The 20,141-nt window shown below is 64.5% G+C and carries 16 protein-coding genes; 5 read left to right on the top strand and 11 right to left on the bottom strand.

Features of this window, described 5'->3' with window-relative positions; translation table 11 throughout:
* Positions 1-33: 33 nt before the first annotated feature.
* A complete protein-coding gene (locus AC1Q61_RS21390; RefSeq protein WP_003942296.1) occupies positions 34-1,101 on the bottom strand; it encodes a potassium channel family protein in 1,068 nt (355 codons plus the stop codon).
* Between the two features lie 156 nt (positions 1,102-1,257).
* Here AC1Q61_RS21390 and AC1Q61_RS21385 point away from each other — a divergent pair, with 156 nt between their 5' ends.
* Positions 1,258-1,659 (top strand): DoxX family protein, encoded by a 402-nt coding sequence (locus tag AC1Q61_RS21385; protein ID WP_003942341.1) that lies wholly within the window; start codon positions 1,258-1,260, stop codon positions 1,657-1,659.
* Here the strand turns inward: AC1Q61_RS21385 and AC1Q61_RS21380 are convergent.
* Both AC1Q61_RS21380 and AC1Q61_RS21375 read right to left on the bottom strand, forming a co-directional pair.
* Entirely contained in the window at positions 1,656-5,048 is a 3,393-nt protein-coding gene (locus AC1Q61_RS21380; RefSeq protein ID WP_047271670.1) for an ATP-dependent helicase, read from the bottom strand. The genes AC1Q61_RS21385 and AC1Q61_RS21380 overlap by 4 nt on opposite strands.
* Entirely contained in the window at positions 5,049-8,411 is a 3,363-nt protein-coding gene (locus AC1Q61_RS21375; protein WP_215515829.1) for an ATP-dependent helicase, read from the bottom strand.
* A gap of 52 nt (positions 8,412-8,463) precedes the next feature.
* On the opposite strand from AC1Q61_RS21375, the gene AC1Q61_RS21370 reads away from it, so the two are divergent.
* The 3 genes from AC1Q61_RS21370 to AC1Q61_RS21360 are packed head-to-tail and all read left to right on the top strand — an operon-like array spanning position 8,464 to position 11,355.
* A complete protein-coding gene (locus tag AC1Q61_RS21370) occupies positions 8,464-9,252 on the top strand; it encodes an alpha/beta hydrolase (protein WP_042922178.1) in 789 nt (262 codons plus the stop codon).
* 10 nt (positions 9,253-9,262) lie between these two features.
* Positions 9,263-9,559, top strand: a complete 297-nt coding sequence (locus AC1Q61_RS21365; protein WP_003942322.1) for an MGMT family protein — start codon at positions 9,263-9,265, stop codon at positions 9,557-9,559.
* Positions 9,560-9,609: 50 nt separating this feature from the next.
* A complete protein-coding gene (locus AC1Q61_RS21360) occupies positions 9,610-11,355 on the top strand; it encodes an NTP transferase domain-containing protein (protein ID WP_042922202.1) in 1,746 nt (581 codons plus the stop codon).
* Positions 11,356-11,360: 5 nt separating this feature from the next.
* Here the strand turns inward: AC1Q61_RS21360 and AC1Q61_RS21355 are convergent, their stop codons facing one another.
* Positions 11,361-11,705, bottom strand: coding sequence for a hypothetical protein (locus AC1Q61_RS21355; protein ID WP_007731243.1), 345 nt, complete (start codon positions 11,703-11,705; stop codon positions 11,361-11,363).
* Entirely contained in the window at positions 11,702-12,280 is a 579-nt protein-coding gene (locus tag AC1Q61_RS21350) for a hypothetical protein (protein WP_042922177.1), read from the bottom strand. Before AC1Q61_RS21350 ends, AC1Q61_RS21355 begins: the two co-directional genes overlap by 4 nt.
* Positions 12,281-12,369: 89 nt before the next feature.
* On the opposite strand from AC1Q61_RS21350, the gene AC1Q61_RS21345 reads away from it, so the two are divergent.
* Complete coding sequence (locus AC1Q61_RS21345; protein ID WP_003942311.1) at positions 12,370-13,137, top strand: 8-oxoguanine DNA glycosylase OGG fold protein; 768 nt, start codon at positions 12,370-12,372, stop codon at positions 13,135-13,137.
* A 35-nt stretch (positions 13,138-13,172) separates the two neighbouring features.
* On the opposite strand, the gene AC1Q61_RS21340 is transcribed toward AC1Q61_RS21345, so the two are convergent.
* From AC1Q61_RS21340 to AC1Q61_RS21315, 6 genes are all read right to left on the bottom strand, one after another.
* Entirely contained in the window at positions 13,173-13,820 is a 648-nt protein-coding gene (locus AC1Q61_RS21340) for a maleylpyruvate isomerase family mycothiol-dependent enzyme (protein ID WP_073512808.1), read from the bottom strand.
* On the bottom strand, positions 13,765-14,514 hold the full coding sequence (locus AC1Q61_RS21335; protein WP_037130090.1) for a sirohydrochlorin chelatase: 750 nt from the start codon (positions 14,512-14,514) through the stop codon (positions 13,765-13,767). The genes AC1Q61_RS21340 and AC1Q61_RS21335 overlap by 56 nt, the downstream gene beginning before the upstream one ends.
* On the bottom strand, positions 14,501-15,661 hold the full coding sequence (locus AC1Q61_RS21330; RefSeq protein ID WP_073512809.1) for a uroporphyrinogen-III synthase: 1,161 nt from the start codon (positions 15,659-15,661) through the stop codon (positions 14,501-14,503). Before AC1Q61_RS21330 ends, AC1Q61_RS21335 begins: the two co-directional genes overlap by 14 nt.
* Entirely contained in the window at positions 15,658-16,071 is a 414-nt protein-coding gene (gene nirD, locus AC1Q61_RS21325) for a nitrite reductase small subunit NirD (RefSeq protein ID WP_042922175.1), read from the bottom strand. The genes AC1Q61_RS21330 and nirD overlap by 4 nt, the downstream gene beginning before the upstream one ends.
* Positions 16,072-16,161: 90 nt before the next feature.
* Positions 16,162-18,663, bottom strand: a complete 2,502-nt coding sequence (nirB, locus tag AC1Q61_RS21320; protein WP_003942314.1) for a nitrite reductase large subunit NirB — start codon at positions 18,661-18,663, stop codon at positions 16,162-16,164.
* 49 nt (positions 18,664-18,712) lie between these two features.
* Positions 18,713-20,113 carry an MFS transporter gene (locus AC1Q61_RS21315; RefSeq protein ID WP_085989607.1) on the bottom strand — a complete coding sequence of 467 codons (1,401 nt, stop codon included), beginning with the start codon at positions 20,111-20,113 and terminating at the stop codon, positions 18,713-18,715.
* Between the last annotated feature and the right edge of the window lie 28 nt (positions 20,114-20,141).

The raw sequence follows: 20,141 nt of genomic DNA, 5'->3' as shown, positions 1-20,141 counted from the left end.
CGACATTACTGCGCGCACGAAGCTCGGTAACACTCAGTTCGTGACGCGGCGAATGTAGAGCAGTCGATCGTTCTCTTCGACGGCGTCCACCTCGGGTGAACCGACGCGAACCAGACGGCCGTCACGAACGACCCCGAGCACGATGTCGGAGAGATGACGCGGAGAGCCGCCGACCTCGTCGCGCTCGACGGCACGCTCGGCAATCGCGAATCCGGCCTCCGGAGTCAGCAGGTCTTCGATCATCTCCACGACGGTCGGCGTCGTGGTCGCGATGCCGAGGAGTCGACCCGCCGTCTCCGAGGACACGACGACGGAGTCTGCGCCGGACTGACGCAGAAGATGCGCGTTGTCGGCTTCACGGATGGCTGCGGCGATCTTGGCTTTCGGCGCGATTTCGCGGGCTGTCAGCGTCACGAGCACTGCGGTGTCGTCACGGTTGGTTGCCACGATGATCGACGACGCATTCTGCGCACCTGCCAACCGAAGTACGTCCGATTTCGTCGCCGAACCGAACACCGTCACCAGGCCCTTGCTCGCCGCCGAATCGAGGACGGTCTGATCGGTGTCCACGACCACGATCTCCGACGCCGGTACACCGTCACCGAGCATTGCTTCGATTGCCGTCCGCCCCTTGGTCCCGTATCCGACGACGACGGTGTGATTACGCACGTGCTGCCTCCAACGCTGAATTTTGAACGCCTGACGCGAACTCTCGGTCAGAGCTGAAAGTGTGGTTCCGACCAACACGATCAAGAAGAAGATCCGAAGTGGCGTGATCAACAGGACGTTGACCAGGCGCGCCGACGGCGTGAACGGAGTGATATCGCCGTAACCGGTGGTCGAGAGCGAAACCGTCGCATAGTAAATGCAGTCGAGCAGCGACAGCTCGTTGTCCTGTGCGTCCCGGTATCCCGCGCGATCGATGTACACGATCAACACGGCGGCGCCGAGAGCACCCAACGCGATGAGAACTCGCTTGTAGATGGCCCGCGCCGGACTTGTCTGTAGCTGGGGAATGCGCAGCACCCCGACAAGGGCGAAGTCAGGCTGATCGGTCAATGCTTCCGACCTGGTCAAACGCGCCCGGAGCTTACCGGCCATACATCGACTCTCTCACTCGAACTTACGAAATACCTACACGGACATCGGCAGGCAGCGTAACCCTCGAAGATCGACTTCGGAACTCGGGCGCCGAATAGCGCGCGGGTCGTGGCGCCGGTAGTGGCAAGAAGGTCCACCGTGAGGCAGGCTGGGCAAATGCCTTTCACCGGTTCGACGTCCACTCCCAGCCAAGCGGCCGCTCTTCGTTTGTCGGCCCTCCTTCTCGGCGCCGGCACCATGCATTTCGTGGCGCCTTCCTTCTTCGACAGCACCGTTCCCCGCCAGCTTCCCGGACAGGCCCGCACCTACACCCAGGTGTCCGGCGTCGCGGAACTGGCGATCGGCGCTGCCTTGGCCGTGCCGAAGACCCGCAAGCTCGGCGCGGGCCTTGCCGCCGCGCTCTTTGTCGCCGTGTTCCCCGCCAACATCCAGATGGCGATCGACTGGTGCCGAAGCCCGAAGACGTCCACACCGCAGAAGATCGGTTCGATCGCACGTCTTCCCCTGCAGGTTCCGCTGGTGACCGAAGCACTCAAGGCTCGTCGAAACGCAAGCTAATCTTGCGCGCCTGCCGTTCGGATGAGGCGAGCGAGAGCCTCACCGTCCGGCAGGTTCTCGGGTGCGATGGTGCGACCCGATCGAACGTAGTGAAACGCCGCCCGCACCTTGTCGGCCGGAAACTGTTCGTTGCGCCCCGCCGAACGGGCTCTGGCCGACATCAATTCGGCCCAGGCCACCCGATACGCGGCCAACTGCATCACAACAGCGTCCTCGTTGGCGGCCGACGGTTCGGCACCGGTCTTCCAGTCGATCACCGTCCATCCGCCGTCGGGATCGGCGAACACAGCGTCGATCCGACCGCGTAAAACCGTTCCGGCAATGGATGTTTCGAAAGGAACTTCCACTTCGATCGGGCTGCGATTGGCCCACGGGGACCGCAGGAACGCATCCTGAAGTTTCACCAGATCGGTCTCGGGACCCGCGCCGGTATCCGCGGCGCCGGGTAGTTCGTCGAGATCCAACAGTCGGGTCGCACCGAACCTTCGCTCGATCCAGGCGTGAAAAGCCGTGCCGCGCCGCGCGAGCGGGTTAGGTGGGTACGGCAGTGGTCTACGCAGCCGTGCCGCGAGTTCATCCGGATCTGCCTTGAGGTCGACGAGCTGAGTCACCGAAAGCTGCGCCGGGAGAATCACTTCGGCACGCGCGTTTGCCCGGGCTTCGCGCTCGGCCAGTAGAACGTCGACGTCCGAGGCCCAGTTCTCCGGATCGTCCTCCGGTTCTTCCGTCTCTTCGCTGTCTTGCGGCAGCGATGCAAGTGCGGACAGGACGCTCGCGGCTCCGGCCTCGACCGCGCCGCGACGCGCACCCAGCGGGTCGGGCGGCCACTGCGCAGTACGGGGTGTGGAGGCCAACGGGTTCTCGGTGTCGGGTTCCGGTGCAGGCGCCCATTCCTCCACGACGCCGATCGCACCGCGTGAGTCTTCTTCACCGGCATCGTTTTCGGCCGTGACCATCTGATGCAGCTCGTCCAGGAACTCCGAAGGCCCCTTCGGTTCCGAACCGGACTCCGCCCAGTGATGCGCCGAGATGAACAGCGCCCGTTCGGTTCTGGTCAGCGCGACGTAGAACAGTCGCCGGTCCTCGTCCAGTCGACGGTTGGACAAGGCCTTCTTGTGCGCCGTGATCGCGTTCTCGAGGTCCTTGCGGTTGTAGAGCTCCTCGAGGTCGAGCACCGGAACTCCGTCGGCCGAATCAGCGTCGACCGCCCGGTCACCACGCAAGGACGGTGGCAGTTCGGCGAGCGCCCCGAGCCACGATCCGGACGCGGTGGACGAGGGGAACACCCCGTCGCTGACATGCGGGATCGCCACTACTTCCCATTCGAGCCCCTTCGCCGAGTGCACGGTCAAGATCTGCACGCGATCCGGCGCCACCTCCACTTCGCCCGGAGTGAGGCCCTTTTCGATCTGTTCGGCGGCCGCGAAGAATGCGAGCATCCCGGGCAGATTGGCTGTTGGACGCGTCGCGTAATTGGCGACGACGTCGGCAAATGCGTCGAGATGCTCGCGGCCCGCGGTCCCGACGACACCGACTCGGGTTCGCGCGCCTGCCTCGATTCCGATACCGAGCACCCGCTCGACCTCCGCCACCAGTTCGGTGAGCGGCTGGCCGATACGTTCGCGCAACGACGCCAACTCTGCCGCTATCGCGTTGATGCGTGTGTACCCGAGAGCTGAATAACGTTCTGCCGGGCCTGGATCGGAGATCGAATCGACCAATCCTGCTTGCTCGGCGTTCTCCCCCGGCAGCGCGTCCTGAACTGCCGAGGTGAGCGCCTCGGCGTCCGTGACCGCACCCGCTGTTCCGTATCCGGCGGAGATGGCAAGTTCGCGGGAGCGTTGCGAGAGTGCGGCGAGGTCCTTCGCGCCGATCTGCCATCTCGCTCCGGTGAGCAGCCGAACGGCGGCGCTGCCCGCCAGCGGATCGGCGACCACTCGGAGCATGGCGATCACGTCCGCCACCTCGGGTGTGTGCAGGAGCCCACCGAGTCCGACCACTTCGACGGGCAGACCTTTGGACCGCAAAGCCTCGGCCAGCGGGGCAGCATCGGCGTTGCGGCGGATCAACACCGCTGCCGTGGGCGTCGGGCGGTCTTCGGCACGTGCCGCCTCATATTCTTCGGCGATCTTCTCCGCAACCCACTGACGTTCCTGTTCGACGTCTCCGAGCAGCGCCAGTCGAACGTCTCCGGCGACGGCTCCCGGCCGCGCACGAAGTGTGCTGACGGCCACACCGCGTCGGCGCAACGGTGCCGACGACAGGTTTGCCAGTTCGAGAGCCTCCGGCGGGTTACGCCAACTGGTGAGCAGTTCGAGCGTCGGAGCCGGCTTTCCGTTGGCAAGCGGGAAGTCGGTTGCAAACCGTGGCAGGTTGGCCGCCGACGCGCCTCGCCAACCGTAGATCGACTGCATCGGATCGCCGACGGCTGTCAGCGCCAACCGGCCGTCGGCTCCCCCGCCGAACAACGAGGACAACAACACTCGCTGAGCGTGACCGGTGTCCTGGTACTCGTCGAGCAGAACTACCCGAAAGCGCTCACGCTCGGTTTGCCCGACCTCGGGATGTTCGGAGGCGACACGGGCCGACAGCGACATCTGGCTGCCGAAATCCAATGCGCCTTCACGCCGCAGCGTCTCACCCAGCCGGGCAACGAGGGGCAGTAGCTCGATGCGTTTGTGTTGCACATCAAGGTAATTCAACAGCTCTTTGCTCGGCCCACCCCGCTGTTTCGGACCGGCGGGCAGAGTGTGAATCAGCTTGTCCAACTCGGTGTGAGCCTCGAGCAACTGCTCGGGGTCGACCAGGTGCTCCGCCAACTGACCGGCAAGGGCCAGAACGGTTTCGGTGATGGACCCCGGATTCTTGTCGGTGTCCAGATCACTGTCCCAGCCGCTCACGACGCGGTGCGCAACCTGCCACAGTTCGGTCTCGGACAACAGCGTCGCCGAGGGTTCGATCGGCAACAGCAGTCCGTGCTCGGACAGCAACCGTCCCGCGTAAGCATGGTAGGTACTGACTTCGGGTTCCCCGGCCAGAATCCGGGAACGCACTCCGCCGGTCGGGTCGAGTGCCCGCAGAACGTCCGAACCCGCCAGTCGCGCCAAGCGCTTGCGGATTCGCGACGTGAGCTGTTGTGCCGCTTTGCGCGTGAAGGTCAATCCGAGAACGGCCTCGGGATCGACGAAGCCGTTGGCCACCAGCCACACGACGCGAGCAGCCATCGTCTCGGTCTTACCGGCACCGGCACCGGCGACGACCAATGTCGGACCGAGCGGTGCGGCGATGACAGCCGCCTGTTCCGGCGTCGGCGGGTGTTGACCGAGCGCGACCGCCAGGTCGACAGGATCGATCTTCGGTCGGCGTGCCTTCTGCGTCGCGGCAGCCACTTAGTTACTCACCTGTCGTCCCTCGTCGTGTGCCGGGCAACTCGAGCGCACCGGGCAATGTCTACATCCGTCGTTGACCCTGGCCAGATACTGCGGCCCTTGTGTCGCTGCCGCTGCGTTGTGGATGACGTCTCGCCACATCTCGACGGCTTCGGCCGTCAGCGGCGGCTGAACTCGCTGCGCCGCACCGTCTTTCTTGTTGGACTTGGCCACGAATACCAGGCGTGCACCGCCGGGTTGTGTGGCCGGTTCGCCGGCAATCGCACCTTCGGCCGCTGCGACCTGGTACGCCGCCAACTGCGCGTGAGATTGCGCGGTCTCGTTGCTGACAGGGTTTCGCGCAGTCTTGACGTCGACAACCACCGGACGGCCTTCGGTGTCGCGCTCGAGCCGGTCGATCCGGCCACGAAGCTTGACCGCAGGCGCTCCCTCCTCACGTGGTTCGAGGACCCCCTCGACCGCGACCTCGACGCCGACTTCGGTCAGTTCGCCGCGAGTTGCGTTCATCCAGGCGGTGAACGTCGCCAGCATCTCCCGAGTTCGATTGAGTTCGCGGCGCGAGTACCACTGCGATCCCAGATCGATGGATTCCCAGGCATTTTCGAGTGCCTTCTCGACCTGATCCGGTGGAATCCGGCCGGCCAATGCCTGCACCAAGGTATGGACCAGCGTACCGGCGATCGCATGAGTGTTGTCTCCGTCGCTGCCGCCATGACGCTCGAACACCCATCGGAGAGGGCATGTTTCGAGAAGCTCGATGGTGGACGGCGATAGTGAAACCGGTCCGTCCTCGGGCTGCCACATGGGAGCAGCGGTACTCGGCTCGGCTGTGCCGTACCACTGATCCGGGTGCGCGCCGCGTACCCCGGCAGCAGCCAGACGTGCCAACTGGCGAGCGGCCCGGGAATGCTTCTCGGGGTCGAAATGCGCGATGTCGGGATCACACACGACGCTGCGAAGCTGTGCGACCAGTGCAGGCAGCGACAGAACCCGGGTATCCCCGGTCTCGGGTGCAACGACGTCGAGATCGGAGGACGGATCGTCCGAGTACGCGTCACCACGGATCAATTCGTCCACGAACCGCGAAGGCACCAAGTCGGTGTCCCCCGAAGCCGATTCGACTGCGGTGATCAGCAGACGGCGACGAGCACGGCTACAGGCAACCAGGAACAACCTGCGTTCTTCGGCCAGAAGCGGTGCGGTTCGCGAGAGTCGTTCGGCAGCCGAGTCACTGCCGTCGGAGACTCCGTTGACCAGGTCGATCAGCGCTTCGGTACGCAGTAGCGATCCGCGTGCCCGCAAACTCGGCCAGAGTCCCTCCTGCACACCCGCCACCGCCACGACCGCCCATTCGCGACCCGCCGCGGCGTGAGCGCTGACCACGGTGACGGCGTCGGGAGTGATGACCGATCGGCTCCGCGAGTCGGTCGGTATCTCCTGGCTGGTCAAGTAGTCGACGAAACCGGCGAGTTGCGAACGCGGCAACCGGTCGACGTAGTTGGCGGCCGCGTCGAAAAGTGCGACGACTGCGTCGAGGTCACGATCGGCCTGTGAGCCGATAGGTCCGCCGCGCGCCGACGCAGCCGCCCAGCGTCGTTCCAGCCCCGTCGCCTGCCATGCCGCCCACAGAACTTCTTCGACCCCGAGACCTCGCTCGAGAGGCACTCGGGCCTTGCGAAGGACCGACAGCACGCGATTGAGTGCCGCAGCTTCGACGTCTGTCAACTTGCCCATGAGGCGCTTGGACTGCGCACGATCCTCGTCGATCAGAATGAGCCGCAACAACTCCGAGGAGTCCCGATCACTTCCCGATGCCAACTCGACCCGGCGCAGGCCACGACGCAACCGGCGCAGGGTGACCGGCTCGGCGCCGCCGATGGGACCGGCCATCAGGGCAAGCGCGTCGTCGCCGGTGAACTGATCGCCGCCGAGCGCCCGAAGGACCAGCAGCAGGCCGGACACTCCGTGTTGCCTGGCCAGCGGCAATTCGGTGGCAGCGGTCGTGACGGGTACCCCGGCCGCGAGCAGGGCTCGCCGGAGAGGGGCGAGAGTACGCGGCACCGACCGCACGATGACGGCCATCTCGGACCAAGCAATCCCGTCCAGCAGATGCGCCCGGCGCAAGGTATCTGCGACGACTGCCGCTTCTTTGGCCGTCGTACCGAGAACCCGCACCGACGCCCGCCCCGGGTCCTCATCGGTGAGATCGGATGGAACCGCGATGCGATGAGCAAGGTTGCCGGGCAGGCGCGCAGCGATCTTGGCCGCGATCGACGCGACGTCGGCGTTGTTGCGAAACGTGGTGGGCAGGACGATCTGGCGCTCGTCTCCGCGCTCGGCGAGTCCGAGTAGGAACGCCGAATCCGCACCGCGGAACCCGAAGACCGACTGATCGGGATCACCGGCGATGACCGTGCCCGCAGTTGCGGTTCCGATCAGCCGAACCAGCTGCGCCGCCTGCGGATCCAGATGTTGTGCGTCGTCGACGAGTAGGTGCCGGATCCGAGCGCGCTCGGAGCGAAGCAATTCGGGATCGGTGGCGAACGCGGTCAATGCCGCACCGATCAACTCGGCCGCGTCGAGTGCCGGCGCCGTCGCCTCCGGAGCCTCGACACCGACACTGCCGCGTAGCAGCACGCCTTGCTCGTAGGCCTCGGCGAACCGCCCGGCCGCCACCCACTCCGGACGTCCACGCTTCTTGCCGAGCTTGACCAGATCTTCGGGGCCGAGTCCGCGCTCGTTCGCTCGCAACATCAGATCTCGAAGTTCGACGGCAAAGCCGTTCAAACCCAATGCGGGTCGCAGGCGCTCCGGCCACCGGAGCGCACCGTCTTCGATGTCGCCGCGCAACATCTCTCGGAGCACCGAGTCCTGCTCGGCGCCGGTGATCAGGCGTGGCGGCGCGTTGCCGTGCGCTGCGGCTTGAAGCCGGAGTACGGCAAAGGCGTACGAGTGAACGGTGCGGACCAACGGCTCACGAGTTGCCTGCGGTCCGCGTTCTTGTTCGTACCCGAGCAACCCGGCCGTGATCTGCTCGCGGACCTGCGTCGCTGCCCGGCGCGACTGGGTGAGCACCAGGACCGATTCAGGATCTTCGCCACCGGAGATCTTCTGCACTGCCAGATCCACCAGAAGGGACGTCTTGCCGGTTCCGGGGCTGCCGAGTACCTGCCAGGGACTCCAGGCGGCCCCCGAGCCGAATGAAACAGGGCCGAACGCGAGTTGGAACGGATCCTCGGACGGCGGCGCGAACAGCCGGGCCGTCCCTTCGTCCCACGTTCGGGGTATCGGAGACGGCGCAGTTCGGTGCACCAACCGCGCCCGCGGGATGGTGACCTTGCTGCGTGTTGCCGTCTCACTCACCCAGGCATTCCACCAGAGCGCACCGACAACTCACACATCGCCTGCATCCGGCATGATTGACCTCGTGTCTGCACTCCATACGTATCTCTACGGACCCGTCGGGGCACCGGAGATCCTTTCGCTGCACGGTCTGACCGGTCACGGCCGACGTTGGCAGTCGATGGCCGAGAACCAACTGCCCCAAGCGCGCTGGATCTCGCCCGATCTGCGTGGTCACGGACGCTCGACCTGGGCTCCTCCGTGGAACATCGAATCCCACGTGGCGAGCCTGCTGGAGACGCTCGACGAACATGCCACCGGACCGGTGGTGATCGTCGCGCATTCTTTCGGCGGAATGCTGGCGCTGCACCTCGCGGCCACCGCACCGGAACGCGTTCGTGGGCTCGTCCTGCTCGACCCGGCGATCGGGTTGGATCCGACTTTCATGCAGGAAGTGGCCGAACTCACAATCGGCTCACCGGATTACACCGATGCGGCAGAGGCATACTCCGAGAAGATTCACGGCTCGTGGGGTGAGGTTCCCACCCAGGACCTCGACGTCGAGATGGCTGAACACCTGATCGAACTGGGCAACGGACGCGTCAACTGGCGCCTGTCCACGCCCGCGATCGTGACCGGGTGGGGCGAACTCGCTCGCCCGATCGTGCTGCCTCCGTCGTCAATGCCCACCGTGCTGGTTCAGGCGATGAAGGTCCAACCGCCGTACGTCACCGCCGAGCTCCGGGCAGCACTCACCGAGCACCTCGGTGAAAATCTGACCGGTGTCGAATTCGACTGTGACCACATGGTCCCGCACGTACGGGCCGACGAAGTCGCCGCCCTCGTTCGCAGCATGCTCTGAAGGAACCGACATGGCAGCCACCACCGAAGAGCAGATCGAAGAGGTACGGCGCCTCATCGCGTCGATTCCGGCCGGTTTCGTGGCGACATACGGCGATATCGCTGATGCTGCAGGACTTTCCAGTGCTCGCACGGTCGGTTGGATCATGCGAACGGACTCTGCCGACCTGCCGTGGCATCGGGTTCTCGGCGCCTCCGGCAAACCGTCGGCGCACCTGGCTCATCGTCAGATCGCCAAGCTCGAACTCGAAGGCGTGCCGATCAAGGACGGTCGGATCGACCTGAAGAAAGCTCGGTATCACTTCTGATTCACGTGTCACCGGTCGTCGTGACGCGGGCGATGGGGCAGCATGGAGGTATGACCGTCACGCCGCCGACCGCCGCCCTCATTCTGGCGGGTGGTCGCGGGACCCGAATGGGTGGTGTCGACAAACCCGGCCTGCTCGTTCACGGCCGCAGGCTCCTCGACATCGCGCTTTCAGCGACGGTGCATCTGGACGCCGTCGTCGTGGTCGGTCCACATCGCCCTGAACTTGATCCTGGCATCACTCAAACTCAGGAAACTCCGGCCGGAGCCGGCCCTGTCGAGGCGATCTGGGCCGGATTGTCTGCGACCCGGTTACCCGACGACGCCGTGGTGGTGGTCCTGGCGTCCGATCTGCCGCACATCGAGGCCGTATCAGTCGACGCTTTGATAGCTGCCACGTCGACGGACAGTCCGGTGACGTGTGCCGTGGACGAGAACAACCGAACCCAATTCCTGCTCTCCGCGTGGACATTTCGCGAGCTCCGGCAACGCCTGTCCACATTGCGGGAGAGTTCGGGGTTGGAGAATCAACCTATGAAAGCGATTGTCACCGAACCGTTCTCGACGCTGCGTGTCACTGGCACCACTGACTGCGACACACCGGCGGACATCGACCGCGCGCGAAACCATCCGCGCCTGACAATCGAGCAAGCCCGCGCCGCCGTCAGGAACTCACTGACAGCATTGTCACCACACCGGGCCGCCCTCGCCGACAGTCTCGGAGCAACGCTCGCGCAGCCTCTCGTCGCCCTGGGTGATCTTCCTCGATCCGATGTCTCGGCGATGGACGGGTACGCCGTCTCCGGCGAGGGTCCCTGGCGAATCCGCACCGAGATCCGTATCGCGGGCGCCGACGGGCAACTCGAACTCGGTGAAGGCGAAGCGATTCGCATTGCCACGGGAGCACACCTGCCCCTCGGCGCCACCTCGGTGATTCGTGACGAGTATCTGTCCGTCGACGAGCCATCTCGGATGGTACGGAGACTGCCGGATGCGCCGCACCGCAACGACGCTCGACCACGAGGGGAAGATTGGACCACCGGATTCACGATCGCCCCGACTGGTACCGCGGTGACTCCGGCGGTGGTCTCCGCAGCTGCCAGCGGTGAAGTGTTCGACGCCCTCGTCCGTGGTCCGGTACGGGCACGCGTGACAGTCACCGGCGACGAGATCCGGCGGACCGGTCCACTGCGTGAAGGTCAGACCCGCGACTCCGTCGGTGGGATTCTCCCCTACCTACTGGAAAGCAACGGCGTACGGTGCGTGGCGGATTCGCACCTGAGGGACACGGCCGACAGTTTCGAGCGTGTACTGGCGGATGCGACTGAACAGGACCTGCTTGTTGTCATTGGTGCCACGGGCGGCGGCGCTGCCGACGAAATGCGCAGTGCGCTCGATCGACTCGGCGCTCGCACGATTGTCGGGCGAGTCGCCTCGCGCCCGGGCGGATCTCAGATAACGGCTGTCCTGCCCAGTGGTCGGGTGGTTCTCGGCCTCCCCGGCAACCCGTACGCCGCAGTGACCACCCTGTTGACGATGCTGCCCACCGTCGTGGCCGCCTTGACGGGAAGCGACACCCCACCGCCACTGCTCGGCATCATCGAGAACGCCGCTGCGGTGACTTCCGATGCGGTACGCCTACTGCCGGTCACACAATCCGCCGACGGTCGCTGGCGCGCCGAACCGTCTGTACGTACCGCACACCTGGCGGGGTTGATCGGGCGCTCCGCGTTTGCACTCGTTCCGCCACACGCGGAAGACGATGCCGTCGCCGAAGTGGTTGTCCTCCCACGCTGATCGGGTCAGTCGTTTGGGCGCCTACGCCGGTTGACCCCGACCACGCCGACCACTATCGCAAGCACCAGCGAATACACGCCCCACAGCACCAAGAACGGCAGCAGCCACCCGGCATCAACGGTCTGACCGCGCGGTCCGACGCAATACAGCGTGAAATTGGTGGACGTACCGTCGCCGTCGGAAAAGGTATCCGAGACGACCATCGCGCTCGATGTGGGAGCTTCACAGAAAATCGGCGCCAAATGAGCGACCTGTCCTGGCCAGATCACCGAAGACAGTAGTGCAGCAAAGATTCCCACGACCACGATCACCACTACGGAGATCAGCAACGGAGCGATACGGCGGCTCACAGCGGGTGCACCAGGAAGGGAGTTCCGTCAGGCTCGAAGACCACCAGCGCCCGCGAGCGTGGAGATTCCACCATCACGGATGCGCGAATCGCCTCGGTGCGACTGACCGAGATCCCGGTGACTTCACCGTCGTCGACACCGCTGTTCTCCAGCGCGTCGTCGACCAACTTCTCGAGGTTCGTCAATGCCGGCACTTGATCCAGCGTGAACGATCGTGCATCGAGATCGTCGGTGACACTGACTTGCACGGGGCTCGGCTCGCCGAGAATGACTCCGTCGAAAGAGAATCTGTCGAGCTGGGTCGGCTTCCCGGGGTCTCGAACGGTGACTCCGAGCGTCTCGATCGGGCTGATGTCGATGCTGGTCACCGATACCGCGTCGACGCCGTATCTATGTGCGAGGCTGTCGAACCCGCCTCGCACCAACTCCGACGTCATCCCACCGCCACGTTCGCGCATCTGATTGTCGAAATCCATCCGATCGACGGCACCGATACATCCGCTCAGACTCGTGGCCGCCAAAGCGATGGCTACCGTCCACAGCGCCGACCGCACCTGCGAGGACGCGAATTTCATGAGCGGAGCGTACCGCGAGTGTCCGGTTCCATCCCGGTGGACTGCGCGTCGCACGAATTACTGTCGGCGACTCGTGGGATCATCGCGCCATGAATCGTGTCGACGAAGGATTCGAACCGCCGGACGCATTGGTCGAGTGGTGCCGCTCCCGCACCTTTCCACTGCACGTCCTCGACGACGAAGCCACCGTCGACCTGGATTGGTGGAACGCACACCTGAAGGACGCCGGCCACACCATCAGCCTGCGCGGGCGTGATCTCGACGGCAAAGTGATCACCGAAGGTCGAGCCATCGTTCAACGCAACGACCTTCGCCCGTCGAGCGATCTCGTTGTCGCCCAGCACGACGGCCTCGGACTACTGTTTCTCTGCGCGGCCTGGCAGGGCTCGCACGAGAGCCGACGTTTCACACGGCGGTTCCCCAACGTCTTCAATCCCCATCACCGCGAGGACGAGGATCCGCTGACCCAGATCACAGCCATTCTCGATCACTGCTCGAAAAACAAGTCGATGCCCGTCGTCCGGCGCGACACCTGGTCCGGGTGGCCACTCACCCCCGGTGTCGGGGTATCGCTGATGGCCGCTTTCATGTGGGCAGTGGGCGTACAGGACGAAGGCCGACGCGCTCAGATGATCGACCAGTACGGAGTCTCGACGCTCATCCACGAGGGCTGGCTCGAGGATCCTTCCGTCACCGGCTTCACGACGCGTCGCTACCGCCGGTACTGCGAACTTCTCGACAGCTGGGCCTATGCCGCCGGCACCCAACCCGAGATCGTCGAGATGTGGTTGGTGAAAAGGTGGAGTGCGCGGTTGGCCCAAGCACGCAACGACGTGAGCGCCCCCACCCTGTTCTAACTCTCAGAACGGCTGCATCTCAGAACGGCTGCATCTCAGAACGGCCAGGCAGGGAGAGTCGGCAGCCCCACCCTCGTCGGCCTCCCGACCAACCAGGCCAAGGTCTCCGCGTCGGACAGCGACGGCACTCGTACACCCGGGAACGCCGTCTCGAGTGCGCCCAACTGACTGGCGAGAGTGAATTCCACGAACTCGGCAGGCCAGTCGTGGCAGGTGTAACCGATGTCGAGGTCCATCAGGTGAATCTCGATCTCGTTCCAGCGCAGGATCGGTAGATCGAATGCCGTCACAGGTTTGCGCCACGGCACCGGTGTGTCCAGTCGATCTGTCGGGATCTCGCACAACGCGTCGACCAGCCTCGTTCCCGAGAAGCGGTAGTCGAGGGCCAACAATTCAGCCGGGCGATCTGCGCCCTCTTCGATTGCAGCATTGCGCGCATCCGGCCCCCCTGGATACATCTCCCCCGATTCGCCGCCCTGCACGCCGGCAACAAATCTGCCCAGCGCGTCGGCGTTGCGCGACATGTGCGTCACGACGTGTCCCCGACTCCACCCGGGGAGCCCGGAGGGCTCCCGCGCCTGCTCTTCGGTCAGTGCACCGATGAGAGCCTGTGCCTTGACGTCGGATTCACGAACTGCTGCGACCAGGTCGGCATACGTCGGCGTTACGGAGTGAGACGTCATGCAGCGATACTAGTTCCCTTCGCGCACTCTCATACCGATTCACGACAAGGTCCACCACTCCCGGATCGACGCCGAGCGGTTCGGTCACACCATCGGCTCCTGCAGCGTGCAACCTTTCGTGGAACAGCCCGTGCGCGAGGAGGTACGAGGCGACAAAAACTCGCTTCGCGCCGCGAACGCGTGCTGCTGCAACAACATCGGCTACCTTCGGCTCCCCGGTCGCGATGTACCCGATGTCGACACGAGTCCCCGCCGCTTCGGCAAGCATCAGCGCAGCACGCTCGACGTCTCGCAGCGCCCGCGCATCGGACGACCCGGCGGCAGCAAGCACTGTCGCGTCACCCGGATTCCACCCCGCTTCGGTCAAGCGCCGAAGCAACACGCGTGCAAGCGCCGGATCGGGTCCGAGTGCGGGCGTCACACTCACAGCCGAGTGCTCACTGATCGCCACTTCGCGTCGAACATCGGTGTGAACGTGGTAGCCGGACGCCAGGAACGCCGGTACGAGAATCGCTCGCCCCGGAGTGTCCCGGAGGACTTCCGAAGGTGACGGACCGAGCACATCGACAAAGGCAACGCGCGTGCGTCCGACGCGCGTGCCGACGGCGTCGGCCAGTGCGGCAACCATTTCCACGCCACGTGCACTACGCGTGCCATGAGCTACCAGGACGAGGACATCGTCATCGCGTTGCATAGTCACCTGGATTCTGTACGTAGTCGCCGGGGTCGAGGGCAAGTCGATAGCCCCGCTTGACCACCGTCTGAACGGCTTTGGGCGCGCCGAGGCACGCGCGCAATCGGGCGACGGCGGTCTCGACGGCATGGGTGTCGCCGCCGCCGCCGGGAAGAGAAGCCAGCAGTTCGTCGCGGGAGACGACTCGACCGGGGCTGGCACCGAGAGTGCGGATCAACGACATCGCAGCCGGCGGCAATTGCTTCACTTCACCGTCCACGACTACGCAACCGCCGCGAATGCTGATTTCGTGTTCGCCGGCTTGAATCTTGTTGGCTCGCTGCGGGAGTTCGTCGACGATGTGTCTCGCGAGCGCGCCCAGACGTGCCCGCGCCGGGGCTGTGGTCGGTACATTCAAGGCTTCGAGCGGCGCCGAGGTGACCGGGCCGACGCACATGGCCGCCACCGGACCCCGCATCGCGTCGAGAATGTCGGCGAGATCCCCGGTCTTGTCGGCGCGCATCAACATCGAGGCTACGGCCGGTGCACTGGTGAAGCTGACGGCGTCGATTCCGGCTGACGCTATGGCGTCGATCATCCGGTCGAGCAGCGTCGGATCCTCCGGCGGTTCCCATCGATAGACGGGCACCGCGATGACCTCGGCGCCGGCCTCGCGCAACACCTGACAGAAGTCGGGAATCGGCTCCCACTCGGTGGTCGCACCATGCAGTTGTACAGCGATCCGCTTTCCCGAGACACCTTCTGCCAGAAGATGTTCGAGCACCTCGGCGGAAGACTCGGATGCCGGTGACCATTCCTCACGAAGGTCGGCCGCGCGGATTGCTCCCTTGGCCTTCGGTCCTCGCGCGAGCAGACGAGCCGAGCCCAACGCGGATCCGAGATTTTCGGCTTCGCCCCACCCGTCGGCTGCTTCCAGCCAACCCCGGAATCCGATCCCGGTGGTGGCGACAACCACCTCGGGAGGATCCGAGATGATCTGCTGTGTCACCCTTTCGAGCTCACGGTCGTCGGCCAACGGAATGATTCGAATCGCCGGAGCGTGAACGACATCCGCTCCCCGACGAGTCAGCAAGGTCGCGAACTCCTCGGCGCGGCGCGAAGCAGTGATACCTACCGTGAATCCAGCCAACGGCATGTCGTCACTCACGAGACTGCATCGGAGACAGTCGAGCGAACGCCCTGCATCTGCAGGCTGTGTACCTGAACGACTCCAGCCCACACGCGAACGCCGTACACCGGCAGCGCAACCGACGAGTCGTCCAGCGCCCGGCCGTCGACCAGCGAGAACGCCTGCTTGAGCAGTGGCGAGACCACGATCGGTTCACCGTCCCGGTCGCCGACGAGTCCGCGAGACATCACCGCGGCGCGGCCGTACGGATCGAAGTTGCTGACAGCCCGGAGTGTGCCGTCCTCGAGTAGGAACAGTGCCACCTGCTCGCCGCCGCGAAGAAGCACGGCAACTCCGCGCCCAGGGATCAGATGGCTCAGCGGGCAGGCCGACGTCCATTCGAGTCGATCCGAATCCAGCTTGGCGATCTGCGCATCGATGACACTCATCGAAGTCCTCCTGTCGATCCGGCGACAACGTCGCGCGGGTTCTTGTCTACGTTTCTACGGATCCCGTGTTTCCCACGGGTTACGCGACTATTACCGGCGCGTGGGGATGCTCGGCATGCCCATCAGGACCGGAACCTTGCGCACTCCGGTCTCGTCGAACACAACCGTCGGGTCGGCTTCTTCCGGTGCGTTGACGAACGAGACGAACCTCGACAATTTCTCCGGATCACCCAGCACACCGGCCCATTCGTCCTGGTAACCCTCGACGTGCTTGGCCATCAGTGCCTCGAGTTCTTCGCCGATACCCAGGCTGTCTTCACAAATCACGGCCTTGAGGTGATCGAGTCCGCCTTCGAGTGATTCGACCCACGGCGCCGTGCGCTGGAGGCGATCGGCAGTACGGATGTAGAACATGAGGTAGCGGTCGATGTACTTGACCAAGGTCGCGTCGTCGAGGCCTCCGGCAAGCAACTGAGCGTGTTTGGGCGACTGTCCGCCGTTACCGCCCACATACAGATTCCAACCGTTCTCCGTCGCGATGACGCCGACGTCCTTGCCTCGCGCTTCGGCACATTCACGGGCGCAACCCGAGACGCCGAACTTGATCTTGTGCGGCGAACGCAGACCGCGGTAGCGATTCTCGAGGTCGACGGCCATACCCACCGAATCCTGGACACCGTAGCGGCACCAACTCGAACCGACGCAACTCTTGACCGTCCGGAGGGACTTGCCGTACGCCTGACCCGATTCCATCCCGGCGTCGACGAGGCGCTTCCAGATCGCGGGCAACTGTTCGACGCGGGCACCGAACAAGTCGATGCGCTGACCGCCAGTCACCTTCGTGTACAAGCCGAAGTCTCGCGCGACTTCTCCGATGACGATGAGTTGCTCACCCGTGACCTCGCCGCCCGGCATCCGAGGTACCACGGAGTACGTACCGTTCTTCTGGATGTTTGCGAGGAAGTGATCGTTGGTGTCCTGCAACGACGCCTGCTGGCGGTGCAGGATGTGATCGGAGTCCGTCGATGCCAGAATCGAAGCGACTACGGGCTTGCAGATGTCGCAACCGGCGCCCTTGCCGTACTTGGCGATCAGCGCCGAGAAGGTTCTGGTCTGCGTCGACTGGACGATCTGGAACAACTCGGCCCGCGACTGCGCGAAATGTTCGCACAGTGCCTTCGACATCACGACGCCGGAATCGGCCAGCAGCTGCTTCACGGTGGGAAGGCAACCGCCACAGGTGGTTCCGGCGCTGGTGCACGCCTTCACCGAAGCGATGTCGCATGCGCCGGCTGCGATTGCACCGCAGATGGCTCCCTTCGTCACGGCGTTGCACGAGCACACCTCGGCGTCGTCGGGCAGCGAGCCTGCACCCGGCTTCTCCCCCGCAGGCGAGATCAATGTCGCCGGGTCACCGGGTAGTTCGCGACCGACCAGCGGGCGCAGCGACGCGTAGGCCGATGCGTCACCGACAAGAATGCCGCCGAGCAGGATCTTCGCGTCGTCGGAGACCACGAGCTTTGCGTACGTCCCCTTGGACGCGTCGCTGAGGACGACTTCGAGGGCGCCCGGTGAGGTCGCCATCGCGTCACCGAAACTGGCGACGTCGACGCCCATGAGCTTGAGCTTGGTGGACATGTCCGCGCCCGGGAAATCCGCGGCGCCGCCGAGCAGACGATCGGCCACGATCTCGGCCGTCGTGTAACCGGGAGCGACCAGACCGTAGCAACGGCCTTCCACCGCAGCACATTCGCCGACTGCGTAGACGTTCTCGTCCGAAGTCACGCAGCCGAGGTCGGTCAGGATGCCACCGCGCTCCCCCACTGCGATCCCGGCGTCGCGGGCCAGCTGATCACGCGGACGTACTCCGGCGGAGAAGACGAGCAGCGCGGCGTCGATGGTGGAGCCGTCGGAGAGTTCGACCACGATTCCGTTGTCGGCCTGCGAAATTCCCGCCGTCCCGACACCGGTGTGGACAGTGAGCCCGAGTTCGGTGACGAGGCGAGCGAGCAGTGCGCCGCCACCCTCGTCGACCTGCATCGGCATCAATCGCGCATTGTGCTCGACGACGTGTGCCGTCATCCCCATGAGCGAGAGAGCATTTGCGGCCTCGAGTCCAAGCAAACCTCCGCCCACCACGACGCCGACAGCGCCAGGACCAGCCTTCTCAGCGGCGGCCCGGATACCGTCGAGGTCGTCGAGGGTGCGGTAGACAAAACATCCGTCGCCGTCGTGCCCCGGTACGGGAGGCACGAACGGATACGAACCGGTCGCCATCACCAGAGCGTCGTAGGAGATCGTCTCGCCGGTTGTCGTCGTGACCGTGCGTGCATCTTTGTCGATCGCGAGCGCGCCCTCCCCCACACGGAGGTCGACCAGGCTGTCGCCGACGTAATCGTTGCCGGCCAGTGCCAGTTCCTTGGGGTCCCACGCTCCGACGTACGAGGACAGCCCGACTCGGTCGTACGCTGCGTACTGCTCGTCGCAGAGTACGGTCACCGACCAGTTGTTCGCTTCGTCGCGCGAACGCAGTGCCTCGACGAATCGGTGTCCGACCATTCCGTGTCCGATGACAACAACCGACTTGCTCATGACGCCTACTTCCTGAGGTACGAGATAGTTCTGAGATTCCGCGGACCGCTCACGCCGTGACTGCGACCTTCGCCTCGTCGACGTCTGTGGTCAGCGTCGACGGCTTGCGCAGGAAGACGAACCAGGTGACTGCGATGCAGGCGATGTAGAAGGCCAGGAACACCCAGAAGGCCATGGTCGCCGACTTCGCGGGGCTGCTGTACGACGCGCGCAGCACCAGGTTGATGCCGACGCCGCCCAAACCGCCTACCGCACCGGCAAATCCGATGAGAGCGCCGGAGATACTGCGCGACCACGTCGCCTTCTCGCTTCGATCCATGTGGTCGAAGCTCTGAGCCTTCGCCTCGAAGATCGCCGGGATCATCTTGTAAACGGATCCGTTTCCGATGCCGGAGAGCAGGAACAGAGCGATGAATCCGAGAACGAATGTCACCATGATTCCGGCGCTGGCGACGCCGGCGGTGTTGTCGTCCATCGTTCCGGCCGTCACGAGTATCGATGCCGCAAATGCCATGGCGACAAACGTCCACATGGTGATCTTGCCGCCGCCGATCCGGTCGGCCAGTTTGCCGCCGAGGGGGCGAGCGATCGAACCGAGGAGAGGGCCGATGAAGGCGATCTGTGCTGCATGCAGCGCGGCCGCGGCCGGAGTGGCACCGCCGGCGAGGAAGTTGATCTGCAGAACCTGACCGAAGGCGAAGCTGAATCCGATGAAGGAACCGAACGTACCGATGTACAGGAAGCTGATCACCCACGACTCGGAGAACTTGAGTGCCTTGGCCATCGAGCGCAGGTCCGACTTCTGGTTGCCCAGGTTGTCCATGAACAGCGCGGCACCGACGGCAGCGGCCGCAATGAACACGAGATAGACGGCGCAGACGATCCACGGAGCGCGATTACCGACGGTGGCGATCACCAGCAGACCGATCAGCTGAATCATCGGCACACCGATGTTGCCGCCGCCGGCATTGAGACCGAGCGCCCACCCCTTGAGGCGTTGCGGGTAGAAGGCATTGATGTTGGTCATCGACGACGCGAAGTTGCCGCCGCCGATACCTGCAGTGGCCGCTACCAACATGAACGTGGTGTACGACGCACCCGGGTTCATCATCAGGTAGAGCGTGAGAAGTGTTGGCACGAAGAGGAACAGCGCACTCATGACGGTCCAGTTACGACCGCCGAACCGTGCGGTGGCAACCGTGTAGGGAATACGGAGGACCGACCCGACAAGTGTGGGCACTGCGACGAGGAAGAACTTTCCGGCCGCGTCGATGCCGTAGATATCCGTCGGCATGAACAACACCATCACGGACCAGATCGACCAGATCGAGAAGCCGACGTGTTCGGCTACCACTGACCAGATCAGGTTCCGCTTCGCGATGTCCTTGCCGCCGGATTCCCAGGCGTCGACGTCCTCTGCATCCCAATGCTCGATGTAATGACTCACCAGGGCCTCCTGAATATGTTGGAGACCCAAA

The organism is Rhodococcus sp. MPR-R1B (assembly GCF_058793255.1).
Note: the sequence above shows the minus strand (reverse complement) of the source record. Positions and strands in the feature narration are given on the sequence as shown.